The 19,891-nt window shown below is 72.9% G+C and carries 13 protein-coding genes; 5 read left to right on the top strand and 8 right to left on the bottom strand.

Annotated features, from left to right (window positions below; translation table 11 throughout):
- Positions 1-236: 236 nt before the first annotated feature.
- From VF746_20465 to uxaC, 8 genes are all read right to left on the bottom strand, one after another.
- Positions 237-1,868, bottom strand: coding sequence for a RagB/SusD family nutrient uptake outer membrane protein (locus tag VF746_20465; protein HEX8694812.1), 1,632 nt, complete (start codon positions 1,866-1,868; stop codon positions 237-239).
- Between the two features lie 118 nt (positions 1,869-1,986).
- Positions 1,987-5,172, bottom strand: coding sequence for a TonB-dependent receptor (locus VF746_20460; GenBank protein ID HEX8694811.1), 3,186 nt, complete (start codon positions 5,170-5,172; stop codon positions 1,987-1,989).
- Between the two features lie 523 nt (positions 5,173-5,695).
- The gene (locus tag VF746_20455; GenBank protein HEX8694810.1) at positions 5,696-7,117 is read right to left on the bottom strand and encodes an MFS transporter; all 1,422 of its coding nucleotides are present in this window, start codon (positions 7,115-7,117) and stop codon (positions 5,696-5,698) included.
- Positions 7,104-8,126: a sugar kinase gene (locus tag VF746_20450; GenBank protein ID HEX8694809.1), complete on the bottom strand. Its 1,023-nt coding sequence runs from the start codon at positions 8,124-8,126 to the stop codon at positions 7,104-7,106. Before VF746_20450 ends, VF746_20455 begins: the two co-directional genes overlap by 14 nt.
- Positions 8,123-8,812: a bifunctional 4-hydroxy-2-oxoglutarate aldolase/2-dehydro-3-deoxy-phosphogluconate aldolase gene (locus tag VF746_20445; protein HEX8694808.1), complete on the bottom strand. Its 690-nt coding sequence runs from the start codon at positions 8,810-8,812 to the stop codon at positions 8,123-8,125. The genes VF746_20450 and VF746_20445 overlap by 4 nt, the downstream gene beginning before the upstream one ends.
- A 14-nt stretch (positions 8,813-8,826) precedes the next feature.
- A complete protein-coding gene (locus tag VF746_20440; protein HEX8694807.1) occupies positions 8,827-10,362 on the bottom strand; it encodes a tagaturonate reductase in 1,536 nt (511 codons plus the stop codon).
- Complete coding sequence (locus VF746_20435) at positions 10,359-11,876, bottom strand: altronate dehydratase family protein (protein HEX8694806.1); 1,518 nt, start codon at positions 11,874-11,876, stop codon at positions 10,359-10,361. Before VF746_20435 ends, VF746_20440 begins: the two co-directional genes overlap by 4 nt.
- Positions 11,877-11,895: 19 nt before the next feature.
- The gene (gene uxaC, locus VF746_20430; GenBank protein HEX8694805.1) at positions 11,896-13,401 is read right to left on the bottom strand and encodes a glucuronate isomerase; all 1,506 of its coding nucleotides are present in this window, start codon (positions 13,399-13,401) and stop codon (positions 11,896-11,898) included.
- Positions 13,402-13,597: 196 nt separating this feature from the next.
- Here uxaC and VF746_20425 point away from each other — a divergent pair, with 196 nt between their 5' ends.
- The 5 genes from VF746_20425 to kduD all read left to right on the top strand — a co-directional run bounded on the left by VF746_20425 (position 13,598) and on the right by kduD (position 19,857).
- Positions 13,598-14,815, top strand: a complete 1,218-nt coding sequence (locus tag VF746_20425) for an ROK family transcriptional regulator (GenBank protein HEX8694804.1) — start codon at positions 13,598-13,600, stop codon at positions 14,813-14,815.
- Positions 14,815-16,113 carry a pectate lyase gene (gene pelA, locus VF746_20420; protein HEX8694803.1) on the top strand — a complete coding sequence of 433 codons (1,299 nt, stop codon included), beginning with the start codon at positions 14,815-14,817 and terminating at the stop codon, positions 16,111-16,113. The genes VF746_20425 and pelA overlap by 1 nt, the downstream gene beginning before the upstream one ends.
- A 137-nt stretch (positions 16,114-16,250) precedes the next feature.
- Entirely contained in the window at positions 16,251-17,786 is a 1,536-nt protein-coding gene (locus tag VF746_20415) for a glycoside hydrolase family 28 protein (GenBank protein HEX8694802.1), read from the top strand.
- Positions 17,783-19,075 carry a glycoside hydrolase family 88 protein gene (locus tag VF746_20410; GenBank protein ID HEX8694801.1) on the top strand — a complete coding sequence of 431 codons (1,293 nt, stop codon included), beginning with the start codon at positions 17,783-17,785 and terminating at the stop codon, positions 19,073-19,075. The genes VF746_20415 and VF746_20410 overlap by 4 nt, the downstream gene beginning before the upstream one ends.
- Positions 19,072-19,857: a 2-dehydro-3-deoxy-D-gluconate 5-dehydrogenase KduD gene (kduD, locus tag VF746_20405; GenBank protein ID HEX8694800.1), complete on the top strand. Its 786-nt coding sequence runs from the start codon at positions 19,072-19,074 to the stop codon at positions 19,855-19,857. Before VF746_20410 ends, kduD begins: the two co-directional genes overlap by 4 nt.
- Positions 19,858-19,891: the final 34 nt, after the last annotated feature.

Raw genomic sequence — 19,891 nt, 5'->3', positions numbered from 1 at the left:
ACAGATTGGCATCACACAGAGGACACGGAGGACACGGAGAGAACTTCAATCTCTTCCGCTGTTCCTCTGTGTTCTCTGTGCCCTCTGTGTGAGACCTTTTCAGGGCTGATACCCGAACGATTCCCTGCGAAATGGTATGAGTCCAAAAGGTGTTCAGCACAAACGACAGCCCCGCCGGACTCGCGAGGAGCCCGGCGGGGGTCGTTCTTCAGGTCAGGATTCGGTGCCCGCTAGTGCTAGTACCCCGGGTTCTGCTCCAGCAGGTCGTTGGAGTCGATGGCGCCCTGCGGGATCGGGTAGAACATGTGGTGGTCGTCCAGCGTGAGCGTCACCTTGGGCACGCTGCTGTCGCGGGCCAGGCAGGTGCTGCACCCCGACGGGCGCGGGCGGTTCCAGAACGCGCGGGCGGCGTTGGTGGAGACCGCCTCGATGCGCGCCTTGGCCCACGCCCAGTTCCGCTGCGAGTCGAAGTGGCCGTGCCCCTCGGCCGCGAGCTCGAAGCGCCGCTCCAGGAAGAGCGAGTCCTTGAACGCCTGCTTCGAGAGCCCCGGCGTGAGGTCGGGCACGTTCGCGCGCCGCCGCACCTGGTTCACGAAGCCGTACGCCTCGGCCGTCGGGCCCGAGTTCTCGTTGATCGCCTCGGCCAGCGACAGGAGCACGTCGGCGTAGCGGATCAGGATGAAGTTGGGCCCCTCGGCCCCGTCCTGCGCGCCCGGCACCTTGTCCATGTACTTCTGCGGTACCGGGGCGAAGTGGCCGTACGCCGTCACCGCGGTGGCCGTGGAGTCCCAGGTCACCGTCTGCCCGTTCTTCTTGGTGTAGGTCAGCAGCCAGGTGGCCGCGCGGCGCGTGTCGCTGGGGTTGTAGCTGTAGTAGAACGGCCACTCCGGCCCGAACGACGGGTTCTGGCTGTCGCACCAGGGGAAGTCGGTGGCGGTGGGGACCGGCCGCGGCGCCAGCTGGTCGCAGAGGTGGCCGCCCGCCCCCGGGGTGCGGGAGTTCTGGATGTCGAAGATCACCTCGGCGTTGTTCTCGTTGGACTCGGCGAACACCTGCGCGTAGCTGGTGAGCAGCGAGTAGCCGCCGGTGGCCACCACCTGCCGCGCCGCCTGCTCGGCCGCCTGGAACGCCGCCGCCCCGCCGCCGCCCACCGCGCCGTACTGCAGCTGCACCTTGGCCAGGAGCGCCCGCGCCGCGCCGCTGGTGGCGCGGCCCACGTTGTTGCCCGTGTAGCGCGCGGGAAGAGCCGGCGCCGCCGCCTCCAGGTCGGCGATGATCGCCTGGTACACCTCGGCCTGCGTGGCGCGCGGACGGCGGATGTCGTCCAGCGAGCGCGTCTCGCTGAGGTAGAGCGGCACGCCCCCGAACAGGCGCACCAGGTTGAAGTAGTGGTACGCCCGCAGGAACTTCGCCTCGGCGATCACCCGGTCGCGCAGCGCCGGGTCCATCCCGGGGACGTTCGGGGTGTTGTCGATCACCGAGTTGGCCCGGTTGACCGCGTGGAAGGCCGCCTTCCAGATCCCGATGATGTAGGTGTGCGAGGGGTCCACCCGGTAGATGTCGGGCATGGTCCGCTCGTTGGTGGCCCCCAGCCTGAGCGTCATGGTCTCGGTGGGGTAGTCGGTCAGCATCCAGTAGTGCCGGCCGTAGTAGTCGTTGTCGCTGATCCCCAGCTCGGAGACGTTCGCCTGGAACGCCCCGTACGCCCCGGAGAGCGCGGCCAGCGCGCCCTCGCTGCTGGTGAACAGGTTCTCGGGCGAGACGAAGGAGAACGGCACCTCCGTCAGGCTGTCGTCGCAGGCCGCCGTCGCCGCCAGGGGCGCCAGCGCCGCGCAGAGGAGCACGAGGGCTCGGGTTCGCTGCTTCATGTCCGTTCCATCCCGTGGAAGGGGAAGTTCTTTAGTCCTTAGTGCTTAGTCCTTAGTGCTCTAGTCCTGGTGTTCACGACTGAGGACTAAGCACTAAATCACTAAGGACTGCTGTTCCTCAGTAGCCCAGGTTCACGCCCACGATCACCGAGCGCGACGACGGGTAGGCGCCGATGTCGATGCCGCGGTTCAGGTTGCCCACGCCGAAGCTGCTCACTTCGGGGTCGAAGCCCCGGTAGTCGGTCCAGGTGAGCAGGTTGCTCCCCGTCACGTAGACCCGCGCCGAGCTCAGGCCCCGGCCGCGCAGCCACGACGCCGGCAGGCCGTACGAGAGCGAGACGGTCTTCAGGCGCAGGTAGCTGCCGTCCTCGAGGATCAGGTCGTTGTAGTCCGTCGTCCCCGCCCCCACGGTGTTCACGCCGAAGCGCGGGTACTTCGCGTCCGGGTTGGTGGGCGTCCAGCGGTCCTCGTAGCGCTCGCGCAGCACGTTGGTCGCCAGGTCGCCGCCGGTGAGCCGCCACAGGTTCAGGTTCAGGATCTCGTTGCCGAACGCCCCCTGCACCAGCGTGGAGAGCTCGAAGCCGCGGAACGCCACCGTGTTGGTCCACCCGAGCGTGAAGTCGGGGTGCGGACTGCCGATCACGGTGCGGTCGCGCACGTCGATGGTGTCGTTGCCGTCCACGTCGTCGAAGATCACGTCGCCCGGCTGGTACGCCCGGTTGTTGACGCGGTTGGTGACGCCGGCGAGCGACGCCGCGTGCGCCGAGTCGCGCACGATGCCCGCGGTGCGGTAGCCCACGAACACGCCGATCGGCTCGCCCACGCGCACCACCGTGCCGCCCAGCTTGAAGTCGTCGGAGATGGTCGAGGCGCGGATCTCGGTGTCGCCGGCCAGGTCCACCACCTCGTTGCGGTTGCGCGCGAAGGTGAGCCCCGTGTTCCAGCGCAGCGCGCCCGTCTCGCGGTCGCCCTGCAGCACGTCGGCCCGGATCGCCAGCTCCACCCCCCGGTTCTCCACCGAGCCGGCGTTCACCAGCGCGCGGGCGAAGCCCGACTCCGAGGGGAGGTCGACGGTCAGCAGCAGGTCGTCGGTCTTCTTGTGGTAGTAGTCGGCGGTCAGGGTGAAGCGGCCCAGGAACGCCGCGTCGACGCCGACGTCCAGCTGCGTGGTGGACTCCCAGGTGAGGTCGTCGTTGGCCACGCCCACGGGGAAGTAGCCGGTCACCGGGTTGCCGCCGAAGGAGTACTGCGTGGCGATGAGCCGGGCGAGCGACTGGTACGGGCGGATCGCCGGGTTCCCCGCCACGCCGTACGAGGCGCGCAGCTTGAGCTCGTCGAAGAGGTCGCTGCCCCGCAGGAACGGCTCGTCGGAGACGCGCCAGCCGAGCGCGACCGAGGGGAAGAAGCCCCACTTGCTCCCCTTGCCGAAGCGCGAGGAGCCGTCGTAGCGCCCCGTCACCGTCAGCAGGTAGCGGTCGAGCAGGGTGTAGTTCAGGCGGCCCAGCCACGACTGCAGCGCCCAGCGCTGGCGGTCGGAGCTGGGGGTGCCCAGCTGCTGCGCGGCCGAGATGTCGTTGTAGCCGGTGGCGTCGGTCACGAAGCGGCTCCCCGAGACGCCGTTCCTCGCGGTCTCCGCGGTCTGCCGGGTGTAGCCGCCCAGCAGCGTGAAGCGGTGCGCCTCGCCGAAGCCGCCCTCGTAGGTGAGCGTGTTCTCGTTCAGCCAGGAGAGGATCTCGGTGCGCCCGCGGATCGCCTCGCCCTGCGCCTCCTCGCCGCGGCGGGTGGTGCGCGGGTAGTAGGTGTCGCGGAAGCGCCCCGAGTAGTCGCCGCCCAGGGAGACGCGCGCGCGCAGGCCGCGCAGCAGCTCGTACTCGCCGTAGGCGTTGCCCAGCACGCGGGTGTCGCCCAGGTCGTCCTTCACCTGCGTGGCCATGGAGACCGGGTTGGGCAGCTCCGAGGCGCCCGACAGCGAGATCCCCAGCGCCGCCAGGTCGCGCCCCTGGTACGGGTAGACCCCGCTCGGGAGCTGCACCGGGAGGAAGGGATACGCCTGCAGCGCGGTGCCCACCGCGCCCGCGCGCCGGTTGCTCTCGCCGTCGGTGGGGACGAACTTCGTGTTCACCCGGCTCCCGGTGAGGTTGGCGCCGAACTTGAGCCGCGCGCTGAAGCCCTGCTCCACGTTGGCCCGCAGCGAGTAGCGCTCGAACGAAGATCCCGTGACCACGCCCTCCTGGTCGAAGTAGCCGCCCGAGACGGCGTAGCGGGTGTAGGCCGTGCCCACCGAGCCGCCCGAGACGGTGGCCTGGAGGCTCCGGACCGGCGCGTTGCGGAAGATGGCGTCCTGCCAGTCGGTCCCCGCGCCCAGCGTGTCGATCACGGCCTGCGAGAACGGCGGCGCCTGGTTCTGGTCGGCCGCGGCCTCGTTCATGGCGATGGCCAGCTCGCGCGCGCCCAGCAGGTCGTAGCGGCGGGCGACGTCCTGCACCCCCGTGTACGCGTCGAAGGTGAACTGCGGGCGGCCGGCGCGGCCCTTCTTCGTCGTGATCAGCACCACGCCGTTGGCGCCGCGCGCGCCGTAGATGGCCGTGGCCGAGGCGTCCTTGAGCACCTCGATCGACTCGATGTCCTGCGGGTTGAGCGCGGCCAGCGGGTTCGACGGCACCGAGCCGGTGGGCGTGCCGCCGTTGCCCGGCGAGGCGCTCTCGGGGTCGTTCTCGATCGGGAAGCCGTCGATCACGTACAGCGGCTCGCTGTTCCCCGTGATCGACGCCGTGCCGCGCACGCGGATCGAGATCCCGCCGCCCGGGGCGCTGGAGGCCGTGGTCACGTTGACGCCGGCGGCCGTGCCCTGCAGGAGCTGGTCGAGCGACTGCACCGGCGCGTTCTCGAGCGCCTGCGTGTTCACCGAGCTCACCGCGCCGGTGATGTCGCGCCGCCGCTGCTGGCCGTAGCCCACCGCCACCACCTCCTGCAGCTGCACGGCCGAGGTCTGGAGGCGGAAGCTTGCCGTGGCGGTCTGCCCGGCGGCCACCGTGACCGCCTGGTCGGCCGGCGCGTAGCCGGGGCGGCTGGCGCGCACGGTGTGGGCGCCCGCGGGCACCTGGGTGAGGGTGTAGCGCCCTTCGGCGCTGGTGACGGTGCTCCGCTGGGTGCCGACCACGGTCACCGCCACGTCGGCCAGCGGCCGCGCGGTCTGCGCGTCGACCACGGTGCCGCTCACCGTGCCGGTCCCGCCCTGCGCCAGGGCCGCGGACACCGGCAGCAGCAGCGCGCCGACGAGGGTGAGGATGCGCGTCCAACTCATCTTGGACTCTCCTGAACGAGGATGGGTACGGGAACGGGGTGTCTCACTGCGACCGCAAGCCGACACGCCGCGGGACGGAGTTTGTCCCGCTTGCGAACATATTCCGGGCGGAGACGGTCCGAACGGGTCTCCGCGGTTCGTCCCGGGTGGGGACCGCGACGCCGAGAGGCGGAAATGCCCCGTTCCGCCGGGGTGGAGCGATTTTGTTCTCATCCAGAACAATGTGGATGCCCTAAGGTATGCGTTCCCGTGCTCTCCGGCAACCATCGCCGCGGAGGGTTCCACCTGCCTTGCGCTACCCGAAACGCTGTCATCCTGAGGGCGCACCCACCGAAATCGCGTCTGCACGAGAGCCTGTGCGCCCGAAGGATCTGCGGACGGGGACCGCACGTCATCCGGTCTCACGCTCGGACGCAACCCGCAGATCCTTCGTCGCCGCCCGGGATCCGGTCGATTCGCCAGTTCGGCGCGGCGGCTCCTCAGGATGACGGCGTTGTGCTTCCGTGCTCGAAAAGTCCCTCTCTCAGGCGCGGGCGCGTCCGTCGAGGTCGGCCGGGGCCAGCCGGGGCGCCAGCAGGTGGATCACCAGGAGCGCCGTGACGTACGCCAGCCCGCAGACGGTGAAGATGATCGAGTAGTTGTTCCCCGTGGCCTCCAGCACGCGGCCGGTCACCCGCTGGAAGAGCACGCCGCCCATCGCCCCCGCGAAGCCGCCGATCCCCACCACCGAGGCCACGGCGCGGCGCGGGAACATGTCGCTCGCGGTCGTGAACAGGTTGGCCGACCACCACTGGTGCGCGGCCGCGGCGACGCTCACGATCCCCACCGCCAGCCACAGGCTCTTCGCGTGCGGCGCGAACATGGTGGGGACGATCAGCAGCGCGGCGATGAGCATGGCGGTCTTGCGCCCCGCGTTCACCGTCCAGCCGCGCTTGATGAGCGAGCTGGAGAGCCACCCGCCGCCCACGGACCCCACGTCGGCCACCAGGTAGATGACGATGAGCGGCGCGGCCACGCCGGCCAGCTTCACCCCCCAGTTGGCGTCCAGGAATTTCGGGAGCCAGTACAGGTAGAACCACCAGATCGGGTCGGTGAGGAACTTCCCCAGGAAGAACGCCCAGGTCTGGCGGTGCCCCAGCAGGCTGAGCCACGGCACCGACTCGGTGCTCTCGACCGGGTCGCTGCGGATGTACGCCAGCTCGCCGCGGGAGAGGCGCGGGTGCTCCTCGGGGCGCCGGTAGAGCAGGAGCCAGAAGGCGAGCCACACGAAGCCGAGCGCGCCGGTGACGATGAACGCCATCTGCCACCCCCACTGCAGGGTGACCCACGGCACCAGGAGCGGGGCCACGATGGCGCCCACGTTGCTGCCGGCGTTGAAGATCCCCGTGGCCAGCGCGCGCTCCTTGCGCGGGAACCACTCGGCGGTGGCCTTGATGGCGCCGGGGAAGTTGCCGCTCTCGCCGAGCCCCAGCGCGGCGCGCGCGTACGAGAAGCCGGCGGCGGTGCGGGCGAGCGCGTGCCCCATGGCCGCCAGGCTCCACGCCACGATGGCGAAGGAGAAGCCGCGGCGCACGCCCACGCGGTCCAGCAGCCGCCCCATCCCCAGGAAGCCGAAGGCGTACGCCAGGCTGAACCAGGAGACGATGTCGCCGTACTGCGCCTCGCCCCACCCCAGCTCGCGCTGGAGGGTGGGGGCCAGGATCCCCAGCACCTGGCGGTCGACGTAGTTGATCGTCGTGGCCGCGAAGAGCAGCGCGCAGATCGTCCACCGGTAGCCGAAGCGCTTCCCCTCGGCGGCGGCCAGGGCCTCGGCCTGGGCGATCGCCGAGGCGCCGGCGCTGGAGGCCAGGGTCGGGTCCGCGGCGGGCGACTCGACGCCCGGCCGGGGCGATTCCGTGCGCGCCCGGGGCGTTTCGGTGCTCGCGTGCGAGTCAGGCGGGGGCATCGGCCTCACGGGGTGGCGGGGGAAGGGTGGCGCGGTCCACCTCGTCGGCGGTGACGCGGTTGAAGTCGCCGGGGATGGTGAGCTTGAGCGCGCTGGCCGCCGTGGCGAAATCGAGCGACCGGGCCGGCGCGCGGCCGTCGAGCAGCGCGTAGAGGAGCGCGGCCGCGAAGCTGTCGCCGCCGCCCACGCGGTCCACCACGCGCACCTGGTAGCGGGCGCTGCGGTGCAGCTCGCCGCGCTCGGGCTCGTACAGCGCCGCGCTCCACCCGTGCTCGCTCGCGGACACCACCTCGCGCGCGGTCAGCGCGACGGCGCCGCATCCCAGCTCGGACGCGACGCGCCGGGCGGTGCAGCGCAGGGTCTCGGGAGACTCGGGACGCGAGGCGCCGGCCTCGATCCCCAGCATCGCCGCGACGGCGCCGGGGTTGCCGATCAGCAGGTCGCAGCCTTCGACGAGCGCGCGGGTGACGGGGACCGGGTCGCGGTCCTTCCACAGCGCGGGGCGGTAGTTCAGGTCGACGCTCACCTTCACGTCGAGTTCCCGCGCCGCTTCGACGGCGGCCCGCGCGGCCGCCGCGGGGCCCTCGCCGAGCGCGGGGGTGATGCCGGAGACGTGGAACCGGTCCGCGCCGGCCAGGACGAGCCCCCAGTCCAGCTCCGCCGGGTCGAGCCGCGCGAACGCGGAGCCGGCGCGGTCGTAGACCACGCGGAGCGCGCGCAGGTCGGCGCCGGGCTCGACGAAGTAGATCCCCAGCCGCTCGCCGCCGCGCAGCACCTCGCCCGTGCCCACGCCCTCGGCGCGCAGCGCGGCCAGCGCGGCGTCGCCCACGGGGTTCACCGGGAGGCGCGTCACGTAGTCGCTCCGCACGCCGAAGTGCGCCAGGCTGACGGCGACGTTCGCCTCGCTCCCGCCGAAGTACGTGCGCAGCCGGGGCGACTGGAAGAGCCGCTCCTGCCCCGGCGGGGAGAGCCGCAGCATCAGCTCGCCGAAGGTGACGACGCGGCTCACGGCTCGCCTCCCGTCCGCCCGCGCGCCGCGGCGACGCTCGCGACCAGCCGCCGCGCGCGCTCCGTCAGCGCGTCGAAATCCCCCGCGGCGACGAGCTTCGGGTCGACCAGCGCGCCGCCGAGCCCGACCGCCGCGGCGCCTGCGCGCAGCCAGTCCCCCGCGTTCTCCGGGGTGACGCCGCCGGTGGGGACGAGGCGGAGGAACGGCATCGGGCCGAGCACGCCTTTGATGAACGCGGGGCCGAGCGCGTCGGCGGGGAAGACCTTCACCAGGTCCGCGCCCGCCTCGTGCGCCGCCAGGATCTCCGTCGGCGTGAAGGCGCCCAGCAGCGCGGCGGCGCCCCGCCCATGCACCTCGTCGACCAGCTCCGGCCGGACGACGGGGCTCACCACGAAGCGCGCGCCGGCGTCGATCGCCCGTCGCGCATTCTCCGCGTCGAGCACCGAGCCGGCGCCGACCAGCACGCCATCGTCCGCGTCGGAGGCCAGCCGCTCGATGACGTCGAAGGCGCCGGGCGTGGTGAGCGTGACCTCGAGCGCCGCGACGCCGCCGGCGTGGACGGCCCGCGCCGCGCGCAGCGCCGCCTCCGCGTCGTCCAGCCGGATCACGGCGACGGCGCCGAGTCCGACCAGCCGCTCGGTCACGGCTGCGGCTCCGGGCATCGTCGGCGCGGCGGAGGTGGGCATGGCGGCTCCGGGGCTCACGCGGCGGACGCGGCCGGCGCCGCCAGGTGCGCCTCCAGCGCGGCGGAGACGCCGTCGCGGTGCGCGCGGACCAGGCTGCACGTCACCGCTTTCGCGAAGCCGGGCACGCGCGCGAGGTCCGTCCCCCAGAGCGCGCGGTCGGCGCAGGCGACCTTGACCAGCGCCGCGAGCGACGCGTCGGAGCCGTCGTGCAGCGCGGACCACATCGCCCGTACGCGGTCTCCCTGGTCGTCCGCGGGGACGGGGAGCCCGGCCGCGCGCCGCCGCTCCTGCACGTCGCCGCGCATGTAGAGCAGGTACGCGGCGAACCCGAACGCCAGCGACGGCGGCGCGTCGCCGAAGCGCTCGGCCCAGCGGACGATGGAGGGGACCACGCGCACCCGCGTCTTCATCGTCTGCTGCAGCGAGATGTCGATCAGCGCGTGGCGGACGAACGGGTTGGCGAAGCGGTCCAGCACCTGGCGCGCGTACTCCTCCGCGCCGGGCGCGTCGAGCGTGGGGACGATCTCCTCGAGCATCGCCCGGCGCAGGAAGGCGCCCACGTGCTCGTGCCCGACCGCCTCCAGCACCGTCTCGCACCCGGCCAGCAGAGCCGCGGGGACGGTGACGGTGTGCCCGCCGTTCAGCAGCCGCACCTTGCGCTCGCGGTACGGCGCGACGTCGGGGGTGACCAGGATCCCCGGCTCGCCCTCGGCGAAGCGGAGCCGCGCGCGCAGCGCACCGTCTCCCTCGATGGCGAACAGCGTGTAGACCTCGGCCACGGTCAGCAGCCCGTCGCGGTAGCCGAGCTCCGCTTCCTCGCGGGCGCGCTCGTCGTCCCGGGGCGTGCCCGGGACGATCCGGTCCACCAGCGTGTTGCAGAAGGGGACGGCGGCGTCGATCCACGCCGCGAACTCGGCTCCGAAGCCCCAGCGCTCCGCCAGGGTGAGCACGATCTCGCGCAGCCGGGCGCCGTTGTCCTCGATCAGCTCGCAGGGGAGGACGACCACGCCGCGCGCGGGATCGAAGCCGAACGCGCGCGCCCGCTCCCACAGCCAGCGCGCCAGCTTGCCGGGGAAGGAGCGCGGCGGCGCCAGGTCCGGCCGGTCGCCCTCGTCCAGCGCGATCCCCACCTCGGTGGTGTTGGAGAAGACGAGCTCGATGCGCGGGTCGCGCGCGGTGGCGAGCACCGCGTCCCAGTCGCCGTGCGCGGAGAGGGCGCGGCTCACCGAGGCGATGACGCGGCGCTCGCGGCGCACCCGCCCGTCCTCCACGCCCTGCACGCAGAGGGTGTAGAGCCCGTCCTGCTCGCCGAGCACCCGGTCGCGCCCGCTGCCGGTCGACCCCACCATCACGATCCGCCCGTCGAAGGCGCCGCGCCGGTTCGCCGCGTCGACGAAGTCTTCCACGAAGCCGCGCAGGAACGCGCCGGTGCCGAACTGCACCACCCGCTCGGGGAGCTCCAGCAGCGCCGGGTCGGGCACCGCCAGGCGGCCGGCCGGCGCGCCGGAGCGGAGCAGCTCCGCATTCAGCGTCGGCAGGGGCGGCGTCACAGCGTCACCCCTTCCTTCCAGATGGCGATCTCGCGGTAGCCGTGCGTCTCGTTGCGCGTCTTCACCCGGCCCGAGGCCACGTCCAGCACCAGCGCGAAGAGGTCGTCCGCCAGCGAGTCGAGCGTGGCGGCGCCGTCCAGCAGCGCGCCCGCGTTGAAGTCGATCCAGTGCGGCTTCTTCTCCGCGATCGCCGTGTTCGAGGAGACCTTGATCGTCGGCACCGGGAAGCCGAGCGGGGTGCCGCGGCCGGTGGTGAAGAGGAGCACCGTGGCGCCGCTGGCCACCATCGCGGTCGACGAGACGCCGTCGTTCCCCGGCGCCTCCAGCAGCAACAGGCCCCCCGCCGCCGCCGGCTCGCCGTAGCGCAGCACGCGGGTGACGGTGGCGCGGCCGCCCTTCTGGATGGCGCCGAGCGACTTCTCCTCCAGCGTCGTCAGGCCGCCCGCCTTGTTGCCGGGGGACGGGTTCTCGTAGACCGGCTGGCCGTGGCGGAGGAAGTACTCCTTGAAGTCGTTCACCATCGCCACCACGTCGGCGAAGACGCGCTCGTCGGCGGCGCGGTCCATCAGCACCTGCTCGGCGCCGAACATCTCGGGGACCTCGGTGAGGATCACCCCGCCGCCCAGCGCCGTCAGCCGGTCGGCGACGCGGCCCAGGAGCGGGTTGGCGGTGATCCCGCTGAAGCCGTCGGAGCCGCCGCACTTGTGGCCGAGGATCAGCTCCGAGGCGGGGCACTCGACGCGCCGGTCGCCCTCCATCGCCGCCACCAGCTCGGCCACGGCGTCGAGCCCCTCCTCCACCTCGTCCACCACGTCCTGCGTGTTGAAGAAGCGCAGGCGCGCGGGATCGACGTTCCCGGCGCGCCGCAGCAGGTCGTCCATCTGGTTGTTCTCGCACCCCAGGCCGAGCACCAGCACGCCGCCCGCGTTCGGGTGGCGCAGCAGCCCGGCGAGCACCCGCTGCGTGTTCGCCAGGTCGTCGCCGAGCTGGCTGCAGCCGTAGGGGTGCGAGAAGGCGTACACGCCGTCCACGCGCCCCGCGAAGCGCTCGTTCGCCGCGCGCGCGATCCGCTCGGCGGCCGTGTTCACGCAGCCGACCGTGTTGACGATCCACACCTCGTTGCGCGTCCCCACGCGCCCGTCCGCGCGCCGGTAGCCCAGGAACGTCGGCATCTCGCGCATGGGCTCGGCCTGGCGGGGAGCCGGCCGATAGCTGTAGTCGAGCGTCCCCGACAGCCGCGTCGCCAGGTTGTGCGAGTGCACCCACTCCCCGGCCGCGATCGGCTGCGTGGCCGCGCCTACGGGGAAGCCGTACTTCACCACCGGCTCGCCTGGCTCCAGCGCGCGCAGGGCGACCTTGTGCCCGGCCGGCACCTCGCCCTGCAGGACGATCGCGGCGCCCTCCACCTCCAGCTCGGCGCCGGCGGGGAGCGCGCGCACGGCCACCGCCACGTCGTCCGCGGGGTGGACGCGCACCAGGAGCGGCTGCGCGCTCACGGCGGGCACGGTCGCCATCTCCGTCGCCATCCTCGCCTCAGTCCGCGGCCAGGGCGGGGGCGCCGGCCTCGGGGGCGGCGCCGTCGATCCGGTACGTCTCGCGCGCCAGCTCGTACGCCAGCGCGCGCGCCATCTCCCGCGCGTCGTCCATCCCCACCACGTGGCGGGCGACCAGGCCGGCCAGCCAGTTGGCGTCCACCCGCCGCGACAGGTCGTGCCGCGCGGGGATCGAGCAGAAGGCGCGCGTGTCGTCGTTGAAGCCGGCGGTGTTGTAGATCCCCGCCGTCTCCGTGGTGCGCTCGCGGAAGCGCTTCATCCCCTCGACCGAGTCGTGGAACCACCAGGGCGGGCCCAGGCGCAGGGCGGGGTAGTGCCCCGCCAGCGGCGCCAGCTCGCGCGCGTAGGTCGACTCGTCGAGGGTGAAGAGGACCAGCGTCAGACGGGGATCGTTGCCGTAGGCGTTCAGCAGCGCCCGCAGGTTGCGCGTGTACTCGGTGGCGACCGGGATGTCCGCGCCCGTGTCGGGGCCGAAGCGGTCGGCGACGGCGCGGTTGTGGTCGCGCAGCGCGCCCGCGTGCAGCTGCATCACCATCCCGTCCTCCACCGACATCCGCGCCATCTCCATCAGCATGTGCGCCTCGAAGCGGCGCTGGTCGGCCTCCGCGGCCTCGCCCGTGCGGGCCCGGCAGAAGAGCCGCTCCGCCTCCTCGTCCGGCAGCCGCTCGGTGTACGGCTCCACCACGGCGTGGTCGGTGGAGGTGGCGCCCAGGCCGCGGAAGTACTCCCGCCGCTCCTCGACGGCGCGGAGGAAGCCCGCGTAGCAGTCCACGCCCAGGCCGCTCACCCGCTCCAGCTCGCCGATCGCGTCGCTCCACCCGGGCGCGGCGATGCGGAAGAGGGCGTCGGGGCGGAAGCAGGGGACCACGCGCCCGCCCCACCCCGACTCGCGGATGGCGCGGTGGTGCGCCAGCGTGTCGGTGGCCGCGTCGGTGGTGGTGAGCACCTCGATGTTGAAGCGCTCGAACAGCGCGCGCGGCCGGAACTCGGGCGAGGCCAGCCGCTCGGCGATCTCGTCGTAGACCCGCCGCCCCGTCTCGCCGTTCAGCCGCGTGCGCACGCCGAACACCTCGTGCAGCTCGTGGTCGAGCCACGCGCCGGTGGGGGTGCCGCGGAAGAGGTGGTAGTGGTCGGCGAAGAGCTGCCAGATGCGGCGGGGGTCGGTCTCCACCGGCGCCCCGTCCGTCGTGGGGATGCCGAGCGCCTCCATCGGCACGCCCCGCGAGTACAGCATCCGGAAGATGTAGTGGTCGGGGACGACGATCAGCGCGGTGGGCTCGGGGAAGGGCGCGTCCTCGGCCAGCAGGCGCGGGTCGACGTGCCCGTGGGGACAGACCAGCGGCAGGTCGCGCGTCTCCTCGTACAGCTCGCGCGCCACGCGGCGGACCGCGGGGTCGGGGTCGAAGAAGCGGTCGGGGTGGAGCACCAGCGCGTCGCCCGGGAGGGGAAGCGCGTCCGCCCGGCGGGCGGCGGCGTTCGTCGGCATCTATGGCACCTGCGGGGGAACGAAAGCCCTCCGTGGGTCAGCCCGGCTGAAGCGCGGGGGCTTGCGCCGGAAGCGGGAGGCCTGCATTTTGTTCCGAGAAGGAACAATTGCGGTGAATGTATCACCGTCCCCCGGATCGCGCAACGCTCTCGTATCCGGACCCGCTTCCGCCGAGCCTTACGAGGACCGATCCTCCGTGAGAAAGATCAACGTCGGCAACTTCAAGCTCGCCACCCGCTCCACCTCGCGCGAGATCAACCGGCAGATCGTGCTGAACCTGGTGCGCGAGCACCAGCCGATCTCGCGCGCCGACCTGGCGCGGCGGATGAAGGTGGGGCGCGGGCGGGTGACCGCGCTGGTGAACGAGCTGCTGGCCGAGGGCGCGGTGCTGGAGGGCGAGGCGGTCGACGCGCCGCGCGGCCGCCGGCCGAAGATGCTGTACGTGCGCACCCGCGACCGGCTGGCGGTGGCGGTCGACATCCGCTTCAGCCGCACCTACCTGATGCTCTCCGACTTCGCGGGGACGCAGATCGCGCTGGAGACCTTCGAGACGATCCTGGACCCGGCGCGGCTGGCGGACGAGCTGGCGGGGCGCATCGCCCGGCTGCTGCACGTGCACGGCGCGGGCGGCGACTGCGAGGGGATCGGGATCGCGGTCCCCGGCATGGTGGACCACCCCACCGGCCGCGTGCTGAACGCCCCGCAGCTGGGCTGGAAGGAGGTGGAGTTCCGCGGGCTGCTGCAGGCGGCCACGGGGCTCCCCGTCTTCATCGAGAACGCCCCCATCGCCTGCGCGCTCGCGCAGATGTGGCTGGGCCAGCGCGGCGGCGACACGGGCGACTTCGTCTACGTCACGGTCAGCGAGGGCGTGGGCACCGGGGTGGTGGTGAACGGGCAGGTGGTGCGCGGGCACGGCCACGCCGCCGGCGAGTTCGGGCACGTGCCGATCAACCCCGAGGGCCCCCGCTGCCTCTGCGGCGCGCGCGGCTGCTGGGAGGCGCACACCTCCAACCTGGCCACCATCTCCCGCTACCTGGGCCGCGAGCTCTCCCCCGCCGACGCGCGCGAGCTGCTGGCGCAGACGGCCATCACCGTCCCCGACCTGGTCACCCGCGCGCGCACCGGCGACGAGCGCGCCAGGCAGGCGCTGGTGGAGACCGGCCGCTTCCTGGGGCTGGGGCTGTCGATGATCGTGAACTCGCTGAACCCGGCGCGCATCTTCGTGGGCGGCGAGATCACGGCCGCGTGGGACCTGGTGGAGCCGCAGGTGCGCGCGGCGATCGAGGAGCGCGCGCTCACGAAGGCGGCGGCCGCCACCCCGGTGATCCCCGAGCTGGCCGTCGGCTACCCGCGCCTGCGCGGCGCCGCCGCCCTGGTGGCCGCCCCCGTCTTCGCCGCGCCGCAGGTCGCGTGATGGCCGGCACCACGCAACGGACGGCCGCCCTCGCCGCGGCCGCGCTCCTGCTCGCGGCCGGGTGCCGCACGCTCCCCGCGCAGGACCCGGCGCGGAACCCGGTGGACTCCATCGCCCGGCTCCCCGGGGCCGCGGTGGAGCGCGACACCACGCCCCTGCTCGGCCCCGCGCGCATCTCCGCCCTCCCCGCCGCCGAGCGGGAGGCGTGGACGCAGTACGTCGAGACGTCGCGCCGGGACCGCGCGCGCGACCGGGCGCTCCTCGCCGAGGAGATGCGCACGCTCGGGCGGGAGCGGATGGAGCGCGCCGCGTACGCGCGGAAGTCGTTCGAGGTCGAGGACCGGATGACGGAGGCGTGGTTCCGGGGCGACTCGGCGCGGCGGATGGCGGAGACGATCCTCTCCTACCAGACGCCGTCGGGCGGGTGGTCGAAGCACGTCGACATGAGTGGCGGGCCGCGGCGGCCGGGGCAGAGCTTCTTCTCCGAGAGCGACTCCTGGCAGTACATCGCCACCCTCGACAACAATTCGACCACCGAGGAGATGCGCTTCCTCGCGCGCGCCTACGCGGCGCACGGGGACGCGCGCTGGCGCGACGCCTTCCTGCGCGGGCTCGGCTGGCTGCTGCGCGCGCAGTTCCCCAACGGCTGCTGGCCGCAGGTCTACCCCCTCCAGGGCGGCTACCACGACGCCGCCACCTTCAACGACGACGCCATCGTGCACGCCGCCGCGCTCCTGCGGGACGTCGCGCGCGGCGAGTACGCGTTCGTGACGGAGGAGGAGAGGCGGCGCGCGGACGCGGCGGTCTCCCGCGCCCTGGACTGCATCCTCGCCAGCCAGGTGGTGGTCGGCGGGAAGCGCACGGTGTGGGGGCAGCAGCACGACCCGCTCACGCTCCGGCCGACCTCCGCGCGCAGCTACGAGCCGGCCTCGCTCGCGTCGAAGGAGAGCGCCGGGATCACGCGCTTCCTGATGTCGCTCCCGTCGCCGGACGCGCGCGTGGTGGAGGCGGTGCACGCGGCCGCCGCGTGGTTCCGCGAGAACCGCATCTACGGCTACGTCTACGACTTCCAGACCGGGCGGCGCGAGCAGGCGGGCGCGGGGCCGCTCTGGGCGCGGATGTACGAGATCGGCACCAACCGCCCGGTCTTCAGCAACCGCGACGGGGTGGTCCTCTACGACTACGAGCAGCTCACCGACCGGCGCACCGGCTACGGCTGGTACGCCGAGGAGCCGGCGTCCGCGCTGCGGGCCTACGAGCGCTGGGCGGCGCGCCATCCCGCGCCCGCCGGCAGCTGAGCAAAGGAGACTTGGTTGGAACTGCTTAGCTCACACAGAGGACACAGAGAACACAGAGGAACTGCAATGAAGTTCTCTGTGACCTCTGTGTCCTCTGTGTGAGACCATCAGCGGAGCCTGCACACGCGAGGAGATTGGTGGAAAGCCCGAACCTCACCCGCCGCGACTTCCTCCGCGCCGCCGCCCTGGGCGCCGGCGCCGTCCTGGTGCTCCCCGGCCTGGAGGGGTGCGCGACCGCGGCGCGGAGTGCCGCCGCGAGGCACGGCGTCCTCGCCGGCTGGGAGCTGGTCCCCGGCATCCTGGCCCGCATCCGCCCGCCCGCGTTCCCCGACCGCGACTTTGCCGTGACCAGCTACGGCGCGGCGGGCGACGGGAAGACGGACTGCACCGAGGCGTTCCGCCGCGCGGTGGCCGCCTGCGGCGAGGCGGGCGGCGGGCGCGTCGTGGTTCCCGCGGGGCGCTTCCTCACCGGGCCGATCCACCTGCGGAGCCGGGTCAACCTGCACGTTCAGGGCGGCGGGACCATCGCCTTCAGCCAGGACCCCCGCGCCTACCTCCCCGCCGTCTTCACGCGCTGGGAGGGGGTGGAGGTGATGAACTACTCGCCGCTGATCTACGCCTTCGAGGCGACGGACGTGGCGGTCACGGGCGAGGGGACGCTGGACGGGCAGGCCGACAACGCGCACTGGTGGCCGTGGAACGGCAAGACGCAGTACGGCTGGCGCGAGGGGCAGCCGAACCAGCGCGCAGCCCGGACGCGGCTCTTCGAGATGGCCGAGCGCGGCGTCCCCGTCGAGCAGCGCGTGATCGGCGAGGGCGGCTACCTGCGGCCGCAGTTCATCCAGCCGTACCGCTGCCGCAACGTGCTGGTCGAAGGGGTGACCATCGTCAACTCGCCGATGTGGGAGATCCACCCGGTCCTCTGCCAGAACGTCACGGTGCGCGACGTGAAGATCGTCACCCACGGCCCCAACAACGACGGCTGCGACCCCGAGAGCTGCCGCGACGTGCTGGTCGAGGGGTGCCTCTTCGACACGGGCGACGACTGCATCGCCATCAAGTCCGGCCGCAACGCCGACGGCCGGCGGCTGGCGGCGCCGAGCGAGAACCTGGTGATCCGCCGCTGCCGGATGAAGGACGGGCACGGCGGGGTGACCATCGGCAGCGAGATCTCGGGCGGGGTGCGCAACGTCTTCGTCGAAGACTGCGAGATGGACAGCCCCAACCTGGAGCGCGCGCTCCGCTTCAAGAACAACGCGATGCGCGGCGGCCTGCTGGAGCACGTCTACATGCGCAACGTCACGATCGGCGAGGTGAGCGACGCGGTGCTCTCGATGGACCTGTACTACGAGGAAGGGCGCAGCGGCCCGTTCGTCCCCGTGATCCGCGACGTGGAGATGCGGGGCGTCACCAGCCGCAAGAGCGAGTACGGCCTGTACATGCGCGCCTACGAGCGCTCGGAGATCTCCGACGTGCGCGTGATCGACTGCCGCTTCGACGGCGTGGCGCGCGGGAACGTGACCGAGGGGGTGCAGGGGCTGCGCTTCGAGCGCGTGTCGATCAACGGCCGGCCCGCCACCCCCACCTCGCACCTGGCCGCGGCGAGGTCGGACGCCGAGCGGCTCCCGAGCGACGTGCGCGCCCCCGCGCCCGCCCGCCCCTCGCCGCGATGAGCCGCCTCCCGCGCCTGCGCCGCGCCGCGGTGGTGCTCGCGCTCGCCTGGCTCCCGGCGGTGACGTCGGACGCGCACGCCCAGGTCGCGCATCTCCCCGCGGGAGAAGGGCTCGGCGAGGGCTCGCGCCAGCCGGGCGACGCGCCGCTGGCGATCCCGAACGCGGCGCCGCGCGCGCGCCGCTCGCCCGACGGGCGCCCGTGGTCGGTGCGCATGGCCGAGTCGGTGATGCGCCGCAACCCGCAGACGCACCGCCGCTGGGACTACACGCAGGGCGTGGTGCTGGGCGCCATCGAGCGCGTGGCCCTGGCCCGGCGCGACGCGGCGATGCTGGCGTACGTGAAGACCAACATGGACCGCTGGGTGAAGCCGGACGGGACCATCGAGGGCTACGAGCTCGACGAGTACAACATCGACGAGATCTCGCAGGGGCGCCTGCTCTTCGGCCTGTACGAGCGCACCCGCGACGAGCGCTACCGCAAGGCCGCCGACCTGCTCCGCCAGCAGCTCCGCACGCACCCGCGCACGGCGGAGGGCGGGCTGTGGCACAAGCAGATCTACCCGCAGCAGATGTGGCTCGACGGCCTGTTCATGGGGCAGCCGTTCTACGCCCAGTACGCGAAGACCTTCAACGAGCCGGCCGCGTTCGACGACGTCGCGAAGCAGTTCCTCCTGGTCACGCGGCACACGCGCGACCCGCGCACCGGCCTGATGTACCACGGGTGGGACGCGGCGAAGGCGCAGAAGTGGGCCGACACCGCCACGGGGCTCTCGCCGAACTTCTGGGGGCGGGCGATGGGGTGGTACGTGATGGGCGTCGTCGAGACGCTCGACCACTTCCCGGCCGACCACCCGGACCGCGCGGCGATCGTCCAGACGCTGCGCGACGCGGCCGAGGGGATCGCGCGCGTGCAGGACCCGGTGACGGGGCTCTGGTGGAACGTGCTCGACCAGCCCAACCGCGCCGGCAACTACCTGGAGGCGAGCGCGTCGAGCATGTTCGTCTACGCGCTGGCGAAGGCCGCGCGGCTGGGCTACGTCGACGCGCGGTATCGGCGGATCGCCGAGCGCGGCTTCGACGGGCTGCTGGCCAACCTGGTGCGCGAGAACCCCGACGGCACCGTGTCGCTCGTCAACGTGGTGCAGGTCTCCGGGCTCGGCGGCAGCCTGCGGCGCGACGGCTCGTACCGCGACGGCTCGTACGCCTACTACGTGAGCGAGCCCGTGGTCACCGACGACTACAAGGGCGTGGGGCCGTTCATCCTGGCCGCGCTGGAGCTGGGGCGGTGACAGCCGACGTCACCCCGCGGCTCGCGCGCCTCTTTTCGCTGGAGGGCAGGCGCGCGCTGGTGACGGGCGCCAGCCGTGGCCTGGGCCAGGCGATCGCCCGCGCGCTCGCCGAGGCCGGCACCGACGTGGTCTGCGCCAGCACGCAGCGCGCGGGGACGGACGAGACCGCGGCGCTCGTGCGCGCGGCCGGGCGGCAGGCATGGCAGGTGGAGGCCGACCTCTCCGACCGCGAGGCCGTGCTGGCGATGGCCGACGAGGCGGAAGCGTTGGCCGGTCGCATCGACGTGCTGGTGAACAACGCCGGGACGATCCGCCGCCACCCGGCCGCCGAGTTCCCGCTGGGTGACTGGGACGTGGTGATGCACACGAACCTGGACTCGGTGTTCGTGCTCTCGCAGCGGCTGGGGCGGAAGATGGTGGAGCGCGGGGCGGGGAAGATCGTCAACGTGGCCTCGCTCCTCTCCTTCAGCGGCGGGATCACGGTGCCCGCGTACACGGCCAGCAAGCACGCGGTGGCCGGGCTGACGAAGGCGCTGGCCAACGAGTGGGCGCGCCACGGCGTGCAGGTGAACGCCGTCGCCCCCGGCTACTTCGCCACCGACAACACGGAGCGGCTGCGCGACGACCCGGAGCGCTCGCGCGAGATCTCCGCGCGCATCCCCGCCGGGCGCTGGGGCGAGCCCGAGGACCTGGCGGGAGCCGTCGTCTTCCTCGCCTCCCCCGCCAGCGACTACGTCAACGGCCACGTGCTGGTGGTGGACGGGGGATGGATGGCGCGGTGAGGCGGTGCCCCCGCCCACCGGGCTTCGATGGCGC

Source organism: Longimicrobium sp., from assembly GCA_036389795.1.
Taxonomy (GTDB): Bacteria; Gemmatimonadota; Gemmatimonadetes; order Longimicrobiales; family Longimicrobiaceae; genus Longimicrobium.
Note: the sequence above shows the minus strand (reverse complement) of the source record. Positions and strands in the feature narration are given on the sequence as shown.